This is a genomic window from Spiribacter sp. SSL99 (assembly GCF_009805925.1).
Classification (GTDB): Bacteria; Pseudomonadota; Gammaproteobacteria; order Nitrococcales; family Nitrococcaceae; genus Spiribacter; species Spiribacter roseus.
The window spans coordinates 1-16,540 of the sequence record NZ_MAOM01000018.1; the positions used below are offsets into that span (position 1 = coordinate 1).

Below are 16,540 nucleotides of genomic sequence, written 5' to 3' on the forward strand. Positions count from 1 at the left end.
ATGCGCTGGTGCAGCTGCAGGGCGGGGCTGATGGGCGGGACCTGCCGCGCTTTGATGCGGATCGCATCGACGCCGAGCTGGCGCTTTTTCCGGACTGGTATGTGCGCCGGCATCTGGGCGTCGAGCCGGACGCCGCCTGGTGGTCGCGCTGGGCGGCGGGAACCGCGGTCCTGCGCGAGGCCATGCGGGCTCAGCCGACTGTCGTGGTGCATCGTGACTTCATGGTGCGCAACCTGCTGGTGGCGACACCCAATCCCGGTGTGATCGACTTTCAGGATGCGCTGGTGGGCCCGGTGACCTATGACCTGGCGAGTCTGCTACGCGATGCGTTTTTCAGTCTGACGCCTGACGCGGAGCAGGCCCTCGTTGGCTATTATCGGGACCGCGCCGCTGCCGCCGGTATCCGTCTGCCGGCGGACCTGTCCCGGGCGCTGGATCGCACCGCCGCGCAGAGGCATCTCAAGGTGCTGGGAATATTCGCGCGCCTCTACCACCGCGATCGTAAGCCCGGTTATCTGGCGGATGCGCCGCGCTTTCTCGATTACCTCTGCCGTGAACTCGGTGATGATCCGGCTGGCCATGACCTGGCCGCGCTGATTGCCGAGCTGCCGCGGCCCGAGCGGGCGGACTCACCATGAATGCAATGATTCTCGCAGCGGGTCGGGGTGAGCGCATGCGACCGCTGACCGACCACTGTCCCAAGCCGTTGCTGAGTGTGGGCGGACGGCCGCTGCTCGACTGGCATCTGGCCCGCCTCGAGGCCGCCGGCTTCGAGCGGGTGGTGATCAACACCGCCTGGCTGGGCGAGGCGATCCGCGCGCATGTGGCCGGGCTGGCGCCGACGCGGCTTGAAGTGCGGATGATCGACGAGGGCGATCAGGCCCTGGAGACCGCCGGTGGCATCGCCAATGCATTGCCGCTGCTGGGCCCGGAGCCGTTCGTGGTGATCAATGGCGATGTCTGGTGCGACCTCGACCTCGCCATGCTGCCGCGAGAGCCCGAGGGGCTGGGGCATCTGGTGCTGGTGGACAATCCGGCGCATCACCCGCAGGGCGACTTCCACTTTGACGGCTATGCCATTCTCCGCGACGGCGATACGCCGCGTTATACCTTTGCCGGGATCGGCTGTTATCGCCCCGAACTGTTCGCCGGTCTGCGGCCGCAGGTGGCGCCGCTGGCGCCGCTGCTGGTGCGCGCCTGCGAGCGGCGTCAGCTCACCGGTCACCATCATCATAGTGAGTGGTGGGATGTGGGGACCCCGGCGCGTCTGCACGCGCTCGATGCCCGCCTTACACCGGACTGAGGCGGGCCACCACCGCGCGGGTCAGCCCCTCGCGGGCCTGTGCCACAGTACAGTCGACGCCCAGCGTGGCCAGGTCGGTGACCGCCATGCCGGCATGGCCGCAGGGGTTGATGCGGTTGAATGGGGCAAGGTCCATGGCAATGTTGACCGCCAGTCCGTGATAGCTGCAGCCGCGGCGGATGCGTAGCCCCAGCGCGGCAATCTTGGCGCCATCGACATAGACCCCGGGGGCATCGGCGCGCGGCGCCGAGTCGATGCCCTGTCGGGCCAGCCAGTCGACCACGCTCTGCTCGAGGCGGGTGACCAGCTCGCGCGCGCCCATGCGCTGACGGCGCAGGTCGATGAGGGGGTAGAGCACGATCTGCCCGGGGCCGTGATAGGTCACCTGACCGCCACGATCGGTCTGCACCAGCGGCGTGTCGCCGCGATCGAGGACATGCTCGGCCCGGCCTGCCTGCCCCAGGGTGAAGACCGCTGGATGCTCCACGCGCCAGAGCTCATCCGCAGTGTCGGCATCGCGCTCGTCGGTGAAGGCCTTCATCGCCGCCCAGACGCGGGCGTAGTCGCACCGGCCCCAGTCACGGATCGCGATCGCGTCGCTCATCAGAGGGTGGCGAGAACGCTCTCGTGCGCCTTCAGGTCGGCGTAAATGGCGTCCAGCTGATCACGGCTGTCGGCGGTAATGGTGGCCGTGACAGAGACATACCGCCCGCCGCTGCTCTCACTGGTGGTGATGCTCTCGGCGGTCAGGGCCGGTGCATGGCGCTGGACGATTTCCACCACGATCCCGGGCAGGGCCGCATCACTGCGCCCCATCGCCTTGATCGGAAACTCGCACGGAAAGGTCAGTCCCGGCGGGGAGTCATTCAGTTCAGCCATAGTCGCACCGTATCGATCGTGCGCCCCACGAATCCAGCCTCGGGCACCGTCTCGAGGGCGATGATATCCCTCTCCCGCACCACCTCGTCATTGCGCGAGACACTGAGGCGGCCGACGCGGTCACCGGCCGCCACGGGCGCCTCGAGTGGCTCGTTCAGACGAATCCGGGCATCCAGCTGATCGTAGGTATCCGCCGGCAGGGTGATGAACACATCCTCGGCGACGCCCACGGGCAGCGTATCGGCCACACCTTTCCACAGCCGGGGCGTCTCGACCGGCTCATCGGCGGCATACAGGCGATGGGTCTCGAAAAACCGATAGCCATAGTTGAGCAGACTCTTCGACTGACTGACCCGCTGCTCCGGCGTCTCGGCCCCCATCACCACTGAGATCAGCCGCATGCCATCGCGCTCGGCGGACGTGGCCAGGCAGTACTGCGCGGCTTCGGTATAGCCGGTCTTGACGCCGTCGACGGATGGATCCTGCCAGAGCATGCGGTTGCGATTGCTCTGGGTGATACCGCCCCAGGTGAACTCGCGCTCGGAGTAGAGGCGGTAGTAATCCGGAAACCGTTCGATCAGCGCCTGCACGAGACGGGCGGTATCCGCGGCGGTGGAGTAATGCTCGTCACCCGGCAGCCCGGTGGCGTTGGTGTAGTGGGTGTTGGTCATCCCCAGCTCGGCGGCGTACTGGTTCATCAGTGCCGCGAAGGTCGACTCGCTGCCGGCGATGTGCTCCGCGAGGGCGATACTGGCGTCGTTGCCCGACTGGATGATCATGCCGCGGATCAGGTCGTTTACCGGGATGTCATTGCCCACCTCGATGAACATGCGCGATCCCGGGGCCCGCCAGGCCTTCTCACTGATCCGCACCGGCTCGTCCATGGCGAGATCGCCCGAGCGCAGTTCGTTGAAAACGACGAATGCCGTCATCACCTTGGTGATGCTGGCCGGGTCGCGGCGGACATCGCTGTTCTGATCCACCAGCACCCGACCACTGTGAAAGTCCATCAGGATGTAGCCATCGGCGCCCAGCTGGGGCGGGTCGGGCACCGGAATGGGTTGGGACTGTGCGGCGGCGTGGCCACCGAGCAGGAGGGCGATGATCAGGATGGCGAGTCTGAGCGGTGTCATGGTCGGTGGTCTCGGTTTTCAGTCGCTGGAGTCAGCGGGAATAATGACATGTCCGGGTGAAAAACGGGCGTTCTCCAGCTCGGCCCGAAGCTGATCGACGCGCGCGGAATCGGGCAGGGGGCCAAGGCGCACTCGATGCAGGCCATCGCCCCCCTCGCGGATCACGGGGGATGCCGACAGCGGGGCCCCTCGCAACTGCCGGGCCAGTTGCCGGGCGTTGCCGGCGTGGCGGAAAGCGGCCATCTGGATCCAGTAATCGCCACGGGTCGGTTCATCGGGCGTGACCACCCGGATCTCCACCGGTGCCGTGCCGCGCTCGAGCATGCCGAGCTTGGCGGCGGCCGCGTAGGACAGGTCAATGATCCGGTCATCGGCGAACGGTCCGCGGTCGTTGACCTTCACGACAATCGACCGGTCGGTGTCCAGGTGCCGCACCTCGACCCACGTCGGCAGCGGCAGGTGCTTGTGCGCGGCGGTCATGGCATACATGTCGTAGGGTTCGCCGCTTGAAGTCCGCCGGCCCTGGAATTTGCTGCCATACCACGAGGCGATGCCGCGCTCGCGATGCCCGTCGGCACTGTCCATCACCCGGTAGGTCTGGCCGAACACCTCGTACTGCTCGGGATTGCCATAGCGACTGGCGGGCACCGACCGGGGCACCGCATCGGGGATGGCCATGGGATCGTCGATGACCCGCCCCGGCCCGTCCTGCGGCTCGGGCACGAGGCCGCTGCAACCGGCCATCAGCAGTGCCAACAGGCCGACGGCAAACCGACTCATCTTCCCCCTCCGCCGATGCGCTCGGCCAGCTGATGAACCGCCATGGCGTAAAGGGCGCTGTGGTTGTAGCGGGTGATGGCGTAGAAGTTGCGCAGGGTGATCCAGTACCTGTCACCGGCCTCGGCCTGGAGTTGCAGCAGACGCGCGTCAAGGCCGGCGCTGAGCGGGGTGGAAGGGTGAACCCCCGCGGCCGCCAGCGTTGCGACGGTGTCCTGCGGGGCCAGAGATTCGTACAGGTGTGACTGCCAGTCTTCGCCCTCGACCCGTGCCGGAACGGCAATGGGCGCATCCGCCTGCCAGCCATGTCGGGCCAGGTAGTGACCAATGCTGCCGATGGCATCGGCGGGCTCCGAGAAAAGGTCCCGCCGACCGTTTTCGTTGAAGTCGACGGCGTAGGCCCGATAGCTGCTGCTGATGAACTGCGGAATGCCCATGGCGCCGGCGTAAGACCCCAGCGGGTCGGTGGGCGCGAAGCCTTCTTCGCGGGCCAGGACCAGGAACGCCTCGAGCTCGTCGCGAAAGAATTCGGCGCGGGGTGGATAGCCGAAGCCCAGCGTGCGCAGCGCGTCGAGGACGCGGTAGTTGCCGGCGTAGCGGCCATAGAAGGTCTCGACGCCAATGATCGCGACCACGATCTCGGCGGGGACGCCGTAGGTGTCCTCGACCGCCGTGAGCCAGCGGCGATGGCGCTTTTGATAGGCACGGCCCGCTTCAATGCGTGCCTCGGTCAGGAAGATCGGCCGATAGCGCGACCAGGGCATTGCTTCGGCGGGTCGGCGGATGGCCTCGATGATATCGGGCTGATGGATCGCCTCATCGTTGATCAGCGCCTCGATACGCCGGGCGTCCCAGTCATGCCGGGCCGCGAGCGCTTCACTGAAGGCGCGGATCGCCCCGGGATCGGCCCGCACGTTGCTCGTGCCCAGCGCCAGTGGGACCAGGATCAGCAGCGCAGCCGCCGTTGTGCCGAAAAGGCGATGGAGCGTGTTCAAGATGACCACATCCGCCGGTGGGTATGAATGGACATGAGAATACCGAAGCCGACCAGAAGCGTCACCATAGCCGATCCGCCGTAACTGATCAGGGGCAGGGGCAGGCCCACCACCGGCAGCAGGCCCGAGACCATGCCGATATTGACGAAGCAGTAGACGAAAAAGGTCAGTGACAGGCCGCCGGCCAGAAGTCGCGAGAAATTATCCTGCGCCTGGTAGGCGATCCACAGCCCGCGCAGCGTGATCAGCAGATACAGAACCAGCAGGGCGCACACCCCGACAAGGCCGAACTCCTCGGCCATGACGGCGAACACGAAGTCGGTATGGCGCTCGGGGATGAACTCGAGGTGGGTCTGGGTGCCATTCAGCCAGCCCTTGCCATGGATGCCGCCCGAACCGATGGCGATCTGCGACTGAATGATGTTGTATCCGGCGCCCAGCGGGTCACGGGTCGGGTCCAGAAAGGTCAGCACGCGTTGGCGCTGATAGTCCTGCATGCCGAACTGCCAGAGCAGTGGCACGGCCGCCGCCACCAGCCCGATCAGCGCGGCGATCAAGCGCCAGCCGATGCCGCCCAGGAACAGGACCCCGGCGCCGGCTGCACCAATCAGAACGGCCGTGCCCAGGTCGGGCTGGCTGCCGATCAGCCCCACCGGTAGCGCGATGATCGCCAGTGTGGCGGCGGCGCGCCCGGTTGATACCGGCATGGCGGACCGGGCGATGACCCAGGCGACCATGATCGGCACCGCCAGCTTCATCAATTCGGAGGGCTGGAAACCCGCCACCCCCAGATCCAGCCAGCGCCGCGCGCCGCCGCCCGATTCACCCACGACCAGTACCGCCACCAGCAGCACCACGCCCAGGCCGAACAGCCAGGGGGCGATGCGCCGCAGCTGCCAGGGTGGGATCTGGGCGGCGACGATCATGCCGGCCGCGCCGACTGCCAGGCGCACGAGGTGGTCCTGGACCGCTGCGATGCTGCCGCCAAAGGCGCTGTAGAGGATGACGACGCCGAGTCCGGAGAGCAGCGCCACCAGACCCAGCAGCACCCCGTCCAGATGCAGGGCCCGCTGCAGCACATCCCCGGTCGCCCGGCGGGCCACGGCGTTAACGCGACTCTCGGCCCAGCTCACTGCCTTACTCCTCCCGATTCATCCAGGCATCGATGACCCGGCGCGCCATGGGCGCTGCCGTCGTGCTGCCACTGCCGCCGTTTTCCACTAGAACGGTCACCACCAGACGCGGTGAGGTGGCCGGTGCAAACGCGGTAAACAGCGCATGATCCCGGTGCCGGGCGTCGATGGCGGCCTCGTCATATTCCTCGCCCTGGGCGATCCCGATGACCTGGGCCGTCCCGGTCTTGCCGGCGATCCGGTAGTCAAGGTCTTCGCCAATGGCGCGGGCGGTGCCCCGCTCGCCGTGGACCACGTCGACCATGGCATCGATGGTCGTCTGCCACAGGGTTTCGTCCTCGAGGCGCATCGGCCCGACGGGGGGTGTGGCGCCGTCGCTGTCCGGGCGTCCCGCCAGCAGATGCGGCACGATGGGCGCGCCGCGGTTGGCGAGCATTGCCGTCGAGGTGGCCATCTGAATGGGGGTCGCCAGGGTGAATCCCTGCCCGATCCCTGTGTTGATGGTCTCGCCGCGGTACCAGGATTCGCCCATATTGCGCTGTTTCCAGGCGCGTGACGGCATGACCCCCTGACGTTCGCCGGGCAGTGCGAGACCGCTGTCGACACCAAAGCCGAAGCGGGTCATCCAGTCATGCATGCGGTCAATGCCCATGCGGTCTGCAAGCTCGTAATAGTAGACATCGCAGGACTCGGCGATGGCCTCGTTGAGATCGACGTCGCCGTGGCCCTCGCGTTTCCAGTCCCGCCACACCCGCGAGACATTGGGCAGCCGAAAGGCCCCGTCGCAGTGGATCTCCTCATCGGGGGTCATGGCGCCATCGGCCACACCGGCCAGGCCCAGAAAGGGCTTGATCACCGAGCCGGGCGGGTAGCGACCGCTGATGGCCCGGTTGTAGAGCGGCTGGTCGGGATCGCGGCTCAGCGTTTCGAATGCCTGGCGGTCCAGCCCGGCGCTGATCGCATTGGGGTCGAAGCCGGGCTGGCTGGCGAGCGCAAGAATGGCTCCATCGCGGGGGTCCATCGCCACGATCGCGCCGCGGTAATCCCCCAGGCTCTGTTCGGCGACGCGCTGCAGGCCGATGTCCAGAGTCAGGGTGAGATCCTCGCCCGGGGTGGGCGGGTCGCGCTCGATCACATCAATCGGCCGGCCCAGTGCATTGGTTTCGATGCGCTCCGAACCCATTTCACCGCGCAGTCGGCGCTCGTAGGCCTTCTCGAGCCCGGTCTTGCCGATGACGCTGCTGCCCCGATACGCCCGGCGGTCACGGCTGCGCAGTTCGGATTCGCTGATGCGACCGACGTAGCCAATGGCATGCGCGCCGATGGGTCCGTAGGGATAGTGGCGGATCAGGTGGGGCTGGACTTCGACGCCGGGAAAGCGATGGCGGTTGGCGGCGATGCGGGCGACGGCCGCTTCGCTGAGCTGACGTTTCAGTGGGATGGCCTGGAATCCGCGGCTGCGCTGCCGCGCGTCACGGAACGCCGCCCGCTCGGCCGCGCTGATATCCACCAGATCATCGAGCTGGTCGAGCAGGCCGCTCAGATCGTCGACGCGCTCAGGGACGATGGTCAGACGGAAGGCGGGCTGATTGTCGGCAAGCACGCGCCCCTCGCGGTCGCGGATGATCCCGCGGGTCGGCGCGACGGATGCGATGCGCACCCGATTATCCTGGGATTGGGCGGCGAAGTGGTCGTAGCGCGCGGTCTGGAGATAGGCGATGCGGCCGGCGAGTAGCAGGCACAGCAGCGCCCCGATGACGCCGGCGATCAGTAACCGGCGGCGAACGACCTGCCGCTCGCGGGGGGTGTCGCGGAACGTGCCGAGATCCATGTCAGTTGACCTGAAAGCGCCGGCGCAGGAAACGCAGCAGCACAAAGACCGGTGGCCAGACCAGGGTGCTGGTCAGCGCCGGCAGCCAGAAGCGCCAGTCGACACCCGCGCTGTCGCTGAGCCCGCGGGTGATGAACAGCAGCGCGCGGGCCAGCAGCACCAGGCCCAGCACCGTCAGGGTCTGTTGCCAGATTGGAACGTTGCGCAGGCGCTGACACAGCTGAATGGTCAGGTAGGCGACCAGGGCGAAGGCGAGTGCATGCGAGCCCAGCGCGGTCGCCTGGATGACGTCCTGCAGCAGGCCGATCAGCCACGCAACCCCCACACCCACCCGAACCGGCAGCGCCAGACTCCAGTAAAGGATGACCAGCATCGCCCATTCCGGGCGATAGGGTTCGAGCCCTGCCGGCAGCGGCAGGATCATGAGGGTCAGCGCGACCACCAACGTGACGGCGATCACCCATCGCGCGTGGGGCTGGGCGCTATTCATCGCCGCTGCCCCGGTCTTCGATCAGCAGTACCTCCTTGACCTGCCCGATCCGTCCCAGCGGCTCGACCTGGATCTCGGAAAACGCCCTGCCGTCGTCGCGTTCAATGCGCCGCACCTCGCCCACCGGGTACCCGGCGGGGAAACGTTCCCCCAGGCCCGAGGTGACCAGCAGATCCCCCTCGCGGATATCGGCGTTATTCGGCAGGCTCGAAATGGTGAGGGTATCGGTCCGGCCGGTGCCAAAGGCGACACTGCGCAGTCCATTGCGATTCACCTGGACCGGAATCCCATGGCTGGGATCGCTGATCAGCCGCACCGTGGCGGTGAACGCGGCGACCGTCTCGACCTGTCCGAGCACGCCCTCAGCGTCGATGACGGGCTGGCCGACCCGGATGCGGTCGCGCAGACCCTTGCTGATCTGGATGACATGGTTGAACGGGTCGAGATCGACGCCGGTGAGCTCGGCGATGACCACCGGACGCTCGAGCTCGTAGGAGGAGTCCAGCAGGCGGCGCAGCCGGATGTTTTCAACCTCGAGGGCGTCGAGCCGCTGCAGACGGGCCTCGTAGACCTTCTGTCGATCCTCCAGGCGCTGATTCTCGGCGATCAGTTCGCGGCGGCTCGTCAATGTCTGTTCGGCCCGATCGCCCAGCCGGGCGGGCAGGGCGGCCATCAGGCGCAGGGGCTCGGTCACCACGGACAGTGCGTGGTGGACCGGTTCGAGCAGCCCGATCCGGTGATCGGCGAGCAGCAGGCTGATGGACACGATCGCCGCCAGGACAAACCGGGCAGTGACGGATGGCGTCTGTGAGAAAAGCGGTTTAATGGTCCTGCAGCCTCCAGTGAAACACTGTGCCGGTTACACGGGAGCAGGCACGGTCACTCGCTGGTGAAAAGATCCGCGCCTTTTTCGTCCATGAGCTCGAGTGCCCGCCCGCCGCCGCGCGCCACGGATGTCAGCGGTTCTTCGGCCAGCACCACCGGCAGTCCGGTTTCCTCCATGAGCAGGCGGTCGATGTTGCGTAACAGCGCGCCGCCGCCGGTGATCACGATGCCACGATCGGCGACGTCGGCGCCAAGCTCGGGCGGCGTCTGCTCGAGCGCCGTCTTGACCGCCCCCACGATCCCCGAGAGCGGCTCCTGCAGGGCTTCGAGGATTTCGTTGCTGTTGAGGGTGAAGCTGCGCGGGATGCCCTGGGCGAGGTTGCGCCCCTTGATCTCGAGCTCGCGGACCTCGTTGCCGGGAAAGGCCTGGCCAATCTGCTGCTTGATCTGCTCGGCGGTGGATTCGCCGATGAGGATGCCGTAGTTGCGCCGCACGTAATTGACGATGGCTTCGTCGAAGCGGTCACCGCCGATGCGCACCGATGCCGAGTAGACAATGCCATTGAGCGACACCACCGCGACCTCCGAGGTGCCCCCGCCGATGTCGAGCACCATCGAGCCGCGCGCCTCGCCCACCGGCATGTCGGCGCCGATCGCAGCGGCCATGGGCTCTTCGATGAGGAAGACCTCGCGGGCACCGGCCCCGGCGGCGGATTCGCGGATCGCGCGCCGCTCGACCTGGGTGGAGCCGCAGGGCACGCACACCAGCACCCGCGGGCTGGGGCGGAAAAACCGCGCCTCGTGGACCTTCTTGATGAAGTGCTGGAGCATTTTCTCGGTGACGGTGAAGTCGGCGATGACGCCGTCCTTCAATGGCCGGATCGCCTTGATGGTGCCCGGGGTGCGCCCCAGCATCATCTTGGCTTCGCGTCCGACGGCGGCGATGGTCTTGGGGCCCCCATCGCGATCCTGACGAATGGCAACCACCGAGGGCTCATCAAGCAGGATCGACTGGCCGCGGGAATAGATCAGGGTATTCGCCGTACCTAGGTCGATTGAAAGGTCGTTGGAGAAAACACCCCGTATGCCCTTGAACATGAAGAATTCCAGACGCGTTGAAAAGACGCATCAATCTACCAACCGGCGGGGGTTTGGGCAAGATACGGCCTATGGTAGTTTTAATCGCTTAACGAACCGACACTCAGGGAATCGACGATGCCCATCGATGCGAATGAAGTCGGCCAGATCGCCCATCTGGCGCGGCTGTCCATCAGTGAACCGGCCAGTCAGGCCTACGCCCGCAACCTCTCCGAGATTCTCGATTTCGTCGAGCAGCTCAGTGCCGTCGACACCGAGGGCGTCGAGCCGCTCGCCCATCCGCTGGAAATGACCCAGCGCCTGCGGCCCGACGAGCCCACCGAGCCGGATGAGCGCGAGCGCTTCCAGGCGATCGCCCCGGCAACCGAGGCCGGTCACTACCTCGTCCCCCGCGTCATCGAGTAAATCCCATGCATGATCAGACCATTGCCGAACTGGCGACGGCGCTCGAGCGCGGCGAGTGCTCCAGCGTCGAGTTGACCCGCGCCGCGCTCGAGCGCATCGAGCGAGCGGCCGACCTGAACGCCTTCATCACCGTGACGCCTGAATCGGCGCTGGCCGAGGCTGAAGCGGCGGACGCCGCCCGCGCCCGCGGCGAGGCGGGGCCGCTGACCGGTATCCCCATCGCCCACAAGGATATCTTCTGCACCGAGGGCGTCCGCACGAGCTGCGCCAGCCGCATGCTCGAGAACTTCGTGCCGCCCTACGACGCGTTCGTCGTCGAGCGGCTGCGCGCGGCCGGCACGGTCAGTGTGGGCAAGACCAACATGGATGAGTTCGCCATGGGCTCATCCAATGAGACGAGTTATTTCGGCGCGGTGAAAAACCCCTGGGACCGTCAGGCGGTGCCCGGTGGGTCGTCGGGCGGTTCGGCGGCGGCCGTCGCGGCGGGTCTGGTACCGGCGGCCACCGGTACGGACACCGGTGGCTCCATCCGCCAGCCTGCGGCACTCACCGGGATCAGCGGCCTCAAGCCGACCTACGGCCGCGTCTCGCGATATGGCATCGTCGCCTTCGCCTCGAGTCTGGACCAGGCCGGCCCCATGGCCTCGAGTGCCGAGGATCTGGCGATTCTGCTGCAGGGCATGGCCGGCTTCGACCGCCGCGATTCCACCTGCGTCGAGCGACCGGTACCGGATTACCGGGCACAGATGGCCGCGACCGATCTGCGCGGCCTGAGGGTGGGGCTGCCCCGTGAGTTCCTCGAAGCGGAGGGCGTCGACGCCGAGGTGTCGGGCAGCATCAGCGCGGCCGCCCAGGCCCTGGGCGATGCCGGCGCCGAGGTCCGGGAGATTTCCCTGCCCAACGCCGGCATGGCGGTGCCGGTGTATTACGTGATCGCACCGGCGGAGGCGTCATCCAACCTGTCGCGATTCGACGGTGTGCGCTACGGCTACCGCTGCGAGGCGCCGGCCGACCTCGAGGATCTCTACAAGCGCAGCCGCGGCGAGGGCTTCGGCGAAGAGGTCAAGCGCCGCATCATGGTGGGCACCTACGCCCTGTCGGCGGGCTACTACGATGCCTACTATCACAAGGCCCAGCAGGTGCGCCGACTGGTGCAGCAGGACTTTGCCCGGGCGTTCGAGTCAGTGGACGTCATCGCCGGGCCCACGGCGCCGTCGACGGCGTTCCCGCTGGGCGCGAAGGCGGACGATCCGGTGCAGATGTACCTGTCCGACATCTTCACCATCGCCGTCAATCTGGCCGGCCTCCCGGCGCTGTCCGTGCCGGCGGGATTCGGCGGCGGCCGGCCCATCGGGCTGCAGCTGATCGGCAGTCATTTCGATGAGGGACGGCTGTTGGGCGCGGCCCATGGCTATCAGCAGATCACCGACTGGCACCGTCAGCGGCCGCCGGTGGAGGAGTAGCGGACATGCAATTCGAAGCAGTGATCGGGCTTGAGCTGCACGCGCAGCTCGCCACCCGGACCAAGATCTTCTCGGGCGCGCCGACCGCCTACGGGGCCGAGGCCAACCGGCAGGCGTCAGCGATCGATCTGGGCATGCCGGGGATGCTGCCGGTGCTCAACGAACGCGCCGTGGACTATGCCATCCGCCTGGGGCTGGCGCTGAACGCCGACGTGGCGGGCCGCTCGGTGTTCGCGCGCAAGAACTACTTCTACCCGGATCTGCCCAAGGGCTACCAGATCTCGCAGTACGAACTGCCGGTGGTGGGCGCCGGTCACCTTGATATCGAGCTGGACGACGGCACCCGCAAGCGCATTGGCGTCACCCGCGCGCACCTCGAGGAGGATGCCGGCAAGAGCCTTCACGAGGGGTTCACGCGCATGACCGGTATCGACCTCAACCGGGCGGGCACGCCGCTGCTCGAGATTGTCTCGGAGCCCGAGCTGCGGTCGGCCCGGGAGGCGGTGGCGTACATGAAAAAGATGCACTCGCTGGTGCGCTACCTGCGGATCTGCGACGGCAACATGCAGGAGGGCAGTTTCCGCTGCGATGCCAACGTATCGGTCCGGCCGGTGGGGGAAAACCGTTTCGGCACCCGGGCCGAGCTCAAGAACCTGAACTCATTCCGGTTTGTCGAGCGCGCCATCAACTTCGAGATCGAACGCCAGATCGAGTTGATCGAGGACGGCGGTGAGGTGATCCAGGAGACCCGGCTGTTCGACCCCGACCGGGGTGAGACCCGGTCGATGCGGGGTAAGGAGCAGGCCCACGACTATCGATACTTCCCCGACCCTGACCTGCTGCCGCTGGAGATCACTCCCGCGCACATCGACCGGGTGCGCGACGAACTGCCCGAACTGCCCGACGCCAAGTCCGGGCGTTTTCAGCGCGACTATGGCCTGTCCGCCTACGATGCCGGCGTGCTCACCGGCTCGCGCGAGCTGGCCGACTACTTCGAGGCGGTGGCGGCCGCTGCCGGCGATGCCAAGCTGTCGGCCAACTGGGTGATGGGCGAATTGTCCGGAGCGCTCAACAAAGCCGGCCTCGAGATTACCCAGAGCCCGATCGATGCCGCCATGCTGGCGGGGCTGTTGCTGCGGATCCGTGACGAGACCATTTCCGGGAAGATCGCCAAGGAGGTGTTCGAAGCCCTCTGGAACGGCGAGGGCGATGCCGACACGGTCATCAACGACCGCGGCCTGCGCCAGGTCACCGACAATGCCGCCATCGAGGCCATGGTCGAGGAAGTGATCGCCGCCAACCCCGGACAGCTCGAGCAGTACCGCGCCGGTAAGACGAAACTGATGGGCTTTTTCGTCGGTCAGGTGATGAAGGCCTCAGGCGGCAAGGCGAATCCGCAGCAGGTCAACGAGATCCTCAAACGCCGGCTGGACGGTTGATGCATAATGACTGATCGGCTTCATCGATTTCTGTTCGAAAACGCGGACGTGCGTGGCGAAGTCGTGCAGCTCGACGAATCGTTCACCGCCATCACCCGGCGCACCGACCACGAGCCGGCCGTCGATCGGCTGATTGGCGAAGGCCTGGCGGCGGTGGCGCTGCTGGCGGCCACGCTCAAGTCGGCCTGCGATCTGACCCTGCAGCTGCAGGCGGACGGGCCGCTTCGGCTGCTGCTGGTGCAGGCCGGCAGCGATGGATCGCTGCGCGCCATGGCGCGGACCGGCGATCGGGTGCCGGCGGATGTCCCGATCGATGAGCAGGCCGTGCAGGGGACGCTGGCGATCACCATCGACCCCGAGAAGGACGGCGAGCGCTATCAGGGGGTGGTGGATCTGCGCGGCGGCAGTCTGGGCGCCGCGCTGGAGCATTATTTCAGTGAGTCCGAACAGCTCCCCACCCGGGTCTGGCTGTCCGCCCGTGAGGGGCATGCCGCGGGCATGCTGATCCAGCGCCTGCCGGCCAGCGATGCCGCCGATGGCGACGCCGACGCCTGGGCCCGGGCCGATCAGCTGGCGGCCACCATCACCGGCCCGGAACTGCGCGAACTGGCGCCGGGCGAGGTCATCCGGCGCCTGTTCCATGAAGAGGACATCCGGCTGTTCGACCCGATGCCGTTCCGCTTCCGCTGCCGCTGTTCACGTGAGCGAGTGGCGGCCATGCTGGAAGGCCTTGGCGAGGCGGAGATGCGCGAAACCCTCGAAGCCGAGGGGCGCGTGGAAGTGCACTGCGACTTCTGCAACGAGCCCTATCGGTTTGACGCCGTCGACATCGAGGCGATGTTCACCGACCCTGCCAGTCGCTCACCCGACAGCCGTCAGTCCCACTGACCCGCGGCGCTGCCACACACCGGACAGGCGGGGTCGCGGCGCAGCTCGATGCGCCGCCAGCGCTGATCCAGTGCATCCACCATCAACAGCCGATGATTGAGCGGCTCCCCGAGCCCGGTCAGTACCTTGATGGCCTCCACGGCCTGCAGGCTGCCGACGACACCGGGTAGCGGCCCGAGCACCCCGGTTTCGCTGCAGCCAAGGGTTTCTTCGCCGGTATCGGCGTACAGGCAGCGGTAGCAGGGGCCCTCCAGATCCGGTCGCAGGACCGCCACCTGTCCGTCCATGCCGATGACAGCGCCGGTGATCAGTGGGCGGCCGGCCCGCACACAGGCCGCGTTGACGGCAAAGCGGGTGGAGAACCGATCGGAGCCGTCGATCACCAGATCCACATCGGCGACCAGTGCGGGCAGATTATCGGCGTCCAGGGCCTGCTCGATGGGCTCGACGGTGACCTCCGGGTTGAGCGCGGTGACATGGTCGCGGGCCGAGTCGGTCTTCAGCCGGCCGATGTCCGCCGTGCCGTGGAGGATCTGGCGCTGCAGGTTGGTGAGCTCGACCCGATCGAAATCCGCCACCCGCAGATGCCCAACCCCCGCCGCGGCCAGATAGAGTGCCACTGCCGAGCCCAACCCCCCGGCACCCACCAGCAGGATGCGGCTGGCCAACAGCCGGGCCTGACCGTCAAGGTCCAGACCCGGCACCATGATCTGCCGGCTGTAGCGGATCAGCTGCTCGTCATTCATGGCGCTGTGCTCCCCGGCGGCCACCGCTGATCCGCTCGTGCCCGGCCAGATCACGCCGGGTCTCGATGGCCTCAAAACCCTGGGCGGCCAGGTATTCCCGCACCGCCGGCCCCTGGGTATGCCCATGTTCGACCCAGAGCCGGCCGGCGTCTTCGAGATGCGCGGCGGCGCCCTCGATGATGATGCGCAGCGCGGCCAGCCCCGATTCGTCCGCGCGCAGCGCCGCACGCGGCTCAAAGCGGGCATCGCCCTGGTCCGGCTCCGGCTCGGCGGGCCCGATGTAGGGCGGATTGGACACGATCAGGTCGTAGCGTGCGGTGCCAACCGGCTCGTACCAGTCACCCTGGCGCAGGCGCAGATTGTCGACGCCGAGCAGCGCCGCGTTCTGGTTGGCCACGGTCAGCGCCTCGGCAGACTGGTCGGTGGCGTCGATGCGCGCGTTGGGCCAGGCACGGCCCAGCGCAATGGCGATGCAACCACTGCCCGTGCCCAGCTCGAGCACCCGGGCGGCCGGGGACTCGAGTGCCGCCTCCACCAGATGTTCGGTTTCGGGGCGCGGGATGAGCACCGCCGGCGTCACCACCAGTTCAAAGTCCATGAAGCCGCAGCGGCCCAGCAGATAGGCGACGGGCTCGCCGCGATAGCGCCGCTGGAGCAGTCCCTGATAGCGCCGCCAGGCCGGCTCCGCCAGGGGTTGCTCGGGATGGGCCCGGCGCTGCGCGGCGGATTGCCCGGTGGCGGCGCCCAGCAGCCAGTCCGCATCCACGGCGGCACTGACGCTGACCGCGTCGAGCATCCGCTGCCCGCGCTGCCGGGCCTCGGCCAGCGTCACCGCCCCGGTCACTTCAGGTCGGCGGCCCGCAGGTTGATGGCGCGCTCTTCGAGCATCACGGGGATGCCGTCATCCACCCGGTAGATGCGCTCTTCATTGGCGGTGACCAGGCCCTCCTCGAGCGGCGTCTCCACGGGGCTGTCGTCCTGGTAGTGGACGTCGCCCGCGTTGATGCGCTCGTTCAGCGCCTTCAGCTCGCGTCGTCCCAGCACGTGCACCGGCTGCTTGGTCACCGGGCAGCAAAGAATGTCGAGTAATTTGCGATCGATAGCCATGACGATTGAACCTGTCGGAATGATGGCC

At 67.3% G+C, this 16,540-nt stretch carries 19 protein-coding genes; 6 read left to right on the top strand and 13 right to left on the bottom strand.

The window, feature by feature from the left end; genetic code table 11:
• Both BA899_RS06540 and murU read left to right on the top strand, forming a co-directional pair.
• Nucleotides 1-638 (top strand): aminoglycoside phosphotransferase family protein (locus tag BA899_RS06540; protein ID WP_159300131.1); only part of this gene is annotated, 638 nt, incomplete at its 5' end.
• Nucleotides 635-1,303 carry an N-acetylmuramate alpha-1-phosphate uridylyltransferase MurU gene (gene murU, locus BA899_RS06545; RefSeq protein ID WP_198515203.1) on the top strand — a complete coding sequence of 223 codons (669 nt, stop codon included), beginning with the start codon at nt 635-637 and terminating at the stop codon, nt 1,301-1,303. The genes BA899_RS06540 and murU, both read left to right, overlap by 4 nt.
• On the opposite strand, the gene lipB is transcribed toward murU, so the two are convergent.
• From lipB to BA899_RS06595, 10 genes are read right to left on the bottom strand one after another with little or no spacing between them, the layout of a single operon-like run.
• Complete coding sequence (gene lipB / locus BA899_RS06550) at nt 1,290-1,907, bottom strand: lipoyl(octanoyl) transferase LipB (RefSeq protein WP_148122404.1); 618 nt, start codon at nt 1,905-1,907, stop codon at nt 1,290-1,292. The two genes, murU and lipB, sit on opposite strands and share 14 nt — an antisense overlap.
• Nucleotides 1,907-2,182 (bottom strand): YbeD family protein, encoded by a 276-nt coding sequence (locus BA899_RS06555; protein ID WP_144347992.1) that lies wholly within the window; start codon nt 2,180-2,182, stop codon nt 1,907-1,909. The genes lipB and BA899_RS06555 overlap by 1 nt, the downstream gene beginning before the upstream one ends.
• Nucleotides 2,170-3,315 carry a D-alanyl-D-alanine carboxypeptidase family protein gene (locus BA899_RS06560; protein ID WP_159300132.1) on the bottom strand — a complete coding sequence of 382 codons (1,146 nt, stop codon included), beginning with the start codon at nt 3,313-3,315 and terminating at the stop codon, nt 2,170-2,172. Before BA899_RS06560 ends, BA899_RS06555 begins: the two co-directional genes overlap by 13 nt.
• Nucleotides 3,316-3,333: 18 nt before the next feature.
• The gene (locus BA899_RS06565; RefSeq protein ID WP_159300133.1) at nt 3,334-4,095 is read right to left on the bottom strand and encodes a septal ring lytic transglycosylase RlpA family protein; all 762 of its coding nucleotides are present in this window, start codon (nt 4,093-4,095) and stop codon (nt 3,334-3,336) included.
• Nucleotides 4,092-5,087 (bottom strand): lytic murein transglycosylase B, encoded by a 996-nt coding sequence (mltB, locus tag BA899_RS06570; RefSeq protein WP_235013315.1) that lies wholly within the window; start codon nt 5,085-5,087, stop codon nt 4,092-4,094. Before mltB ends, BA899_RS06565 begins: the two co-directional genes overlap by 4 nt.
• On the bottom strand, nt 5,084-6,220 hold the full coding sequence (gene rodA / locus BA899_RS06575; protein ID WP_200833074.1) for a rod shape-determining protein RodA: 1,137 nt from the start codon (nt 6,218-6,220) through the stop codon (nt 5,084-5,086). The genes mltB and rodA overlap by 4 nt, the downstream gene beginning before the upstream one ends.
• 4 nt (nt 6,221-6,224) lie before the next feature.
• Entirely contained in the window at nt 6,225-8,051 is a 1,827-nt protein-coding gene (gene mrdA / locus BA899_RS06580; RefSeq protein ID WP_159300134.1) for a penicillin-binding protein 2, read from the bottom strand.
• 1 nt (nt 8,052) lies between these two features.
• Nucleotides 8,053-8,541, bottom strand: a complete 489-nt coding sequence (gene mreD / locus BA899_RS06585) for a rod shape-determining protein MreD (RefSeq protein WP_069134101.1) — start codon at nt 8,539-8,541, stop codon at nt 8,053-8,055.
• The gene (mreC, locus tag BA899_RS06590) at nt 8,534-9,367 is read right to left on the bottom strand and encodes a rod shape-determining protein MreC (RefSeq protein ID WP_083217687.1); all 834 of its coding nucleotides are present in this window, start codon (nt 9,365-9,367) and stop codon (nt 8,534-8,536) included. The genes mreD and mreC overlap by 8 nt, the downstream gene beginning before the upstream one ends.
• A 53-nt stretch (nt 9,368-9,420) precedes the next feature.
• Nucleotides 9,421-10,464, bottom strand: coding sequence for a rod shape-determining protein (locus BA899_RS06595; RefSeq protein ID WP_069134103.1), 1,044 nt, complete (start codon nt 10,462-10,464; stop codon nt 9,421-9,423).
• A gap of 117 nt (nt 10,465-10,581) precedes the next feature.
• Between BA899_RS06595 and gatC the strand changes: the two genes are divergently transcribed.
• From gatC to hslO, 4 genes are read left to right on the top strand one after another with little or no spacing between them, the layout of a single operon-like run.
• Nucleotides 10,582-10,869, top strand: coding sequence for an Asp-tRNA(Asn)/Glu-tRNA(Gln) amidotransferase subunit GatC (gene gatC, locus BA899_RS06600; protein WP_069134104.1), 288 nt, complete (start codon nt 10,582-10,584; stop codon nt 10,867-10,869).
• A 5-nt stretch (nt 10,870-10,874) separates the two neighbouring features.
• The gene (gene gatA / locus BA899_RS06605) at nt 10,875-12,332 is read left to right on the top strand and encodes an Asp-tRNA(Asn)/Glu-tRNA(Gln) amidotransferase subunit GatA (protein WP_159300135.1); all 1,458 of its coding nucleotides are present in this window, start codon (nt 10,875-10,877) and stop codon (nt 12,330-12,332) included.
• 5 nt (nt 12,333-12,337) lie between these two features.
• Entirely contained in the window at nt 12,338-13,771 is a 1,434-nt protein-coding gene (gatB, locus tag BA899_RS06610; RefSeq protein WP_159300136.1) for an Asp-tRNA(Asn)/Glu-tRNA(Gln) amidotransferase subunit GatB, read from the top strand.
• A gap of 6 nt (nt 13,772-13,777) precedes the next feature.
• Nucleotides 13,778-14,659: an Hsp33 family molecular chaperone HslO gene (gene hslO / locus BA899_RS06615; RefSeq protein ID WP_069134107.1), complete on the top strand. Its 882-nt coding sequence runs from the start codon at nt 13,778-13,780 to the stop codon at nt 14,657-14,659.
• On the opposite strand, the gene BA899_RS06620 is transcribed toward hslO, so the two are convergent.
• The 3 genes from BA899_RS06620 to BA899_RS06630 are packed head-to-tail and all read right to left on the bottom strand — an operon-like array spanning nt 14,647 to nt 16,512.
• Nucleotides 14,647-15,405 carry a molybdopterin-synthase adenylyltransferase MoeB gene (locus tag BA899_RS06620; protein WP_159300137.1) on the bottom strand — a complete coding sequence of 253 codons (759 nt, stop codon included), beginning with the start codon at nt 15,403-15,405 and terminating at the stop codon, nt 14,647-14,649. The genes hslO and BA899_RS06620 overlap by 13 nt on opposite strands.
• A complete protein-coding gene (gene prmC, locus BA899_RS06625) occupies nt 15,398-16,249 on the bottom strand; it encodes a peptide chain release factor N(5)-glutamine methyltransferase (RefSeq protein WP_235013316.1) in 852 nt (283 codons plus the stop codon). The genes BA899_RS06620 and prmC overlap by 8 nt, the downstream gene beginning before the upstream one ends.
• Nucleotides 16,246-16,512: a Trm112 family protein gene (locus BA899_RS06630; RefSeq protein WP_186295108.1), complete on the bottom strand. Its 267-nt coding sequence runs from the start codon at nt 16,510-16,512 to the stop codon at nt 16,246-16,248. Before BA899_RS06630 ends, prmC begins: the two co-directional genes overlap by 4 nt.
• Nucleotides 16,513-16,540: the final 28 nt, after the last annotated feature.

Excerpts from the sequence above, each read along its gene's own strand:
- hslO (WP_069134107.1), top strand. The coding sequence starts at position 13,778 with ATGACTGATCGGCTTCATCGATTTCTGTTCGAAAACGCGGACGTGCGT.
- BA899_RS06630 (WP_186295108.1), bottom strand. The coding sequence starts at position 16,512 with ATGGCTATCGATCGCAAATTACTCGACATTCTTTGCTGCCCGGTGACC.
- murU (WP_198515203.1), top strand. The coding sequence starts at position 635 with ATGAATGCAATGATTCTCGCAGCGGGTCGGGGTGAGCGCATGCGACCG.
- gatB (WP_159300136.1), top strand. The coding sequence starts at position 12,338 with ATGCAATTCGAAGCAGTGATCGGGCTTGAGCTGCACGCGCAGCTCGCC.
- BA899_RS06560 (WP_159300132.1), bottom strand. The coding sequence starts at position 3,315 with ATGACACCGCTCAGACTCGCCATCCTGATCATCGCCCTCCTGCTCGGT.
- BA899_RS06555 (WP_144347992.1), bottom strand. The coding sequence starts at position 2,182 with ATGGCTGAACTGAATGACTCCCCGCCGGGACTGACCTTTCCGTGCGAG.
- BA899_RS06565 (WP_159300133.1), bottom strand. The coding sequence starts at position 4,095 with ATGAGTCGGTTTGCCGTCGGCCTGTTGGCACTGCTGATGGCCGGTTGC.
- BA899_RS06620 (WP_159300137.1), bottom strand. The coding sequence starts at position 15,405 with ATGAATGACGAGCAGCTGATCCGCTACAGCCGGCAGATCATGGTGCCG.
- BA899_RS06595 (WP_069134103.1), bottom strand. The coding sequence starts at position 10,464 with ATGTTCAAGGGCATACGGGGTGTTTTCTCCAACGACCTTTCAATCGAC.
- mreD (WP_069134101.1), bottom strand. The coding sequence starts at position 8,541 with ATGAATAGCGCCCAGCCCCACGCGCGATGGGTGATCGCCGTCACGTTG.
- gatA (WP_159300135.1), top strand. The coding sequence starts at position 10,875 with ATGCATGATCAGACCATTGCCGAACTGGCGACGGCGCTCGAGCGCGGC.
- mrdA (WP_159300134.1), bottom strand. The coding sequence starts at position 8,051 with ATGGATCTCGGCACGTTCCGCGACACCCCCCGCGAGCGGCAGGTCGTT.
- lipB (WP_148122404.1), bottom strand. The coding sequence starts at position 1,907 with ATGAGCGACGCGATCGCGATCCGTGACTGGGGCCGGTGCGACTACGCC.
- gatC (WP_069134104.1), top strand. The coding sequence starts at position 10,582 with ATGCCCATCGATGCGAATGAAGTCGGCCAGATCGCCCATCTGGCGCGG.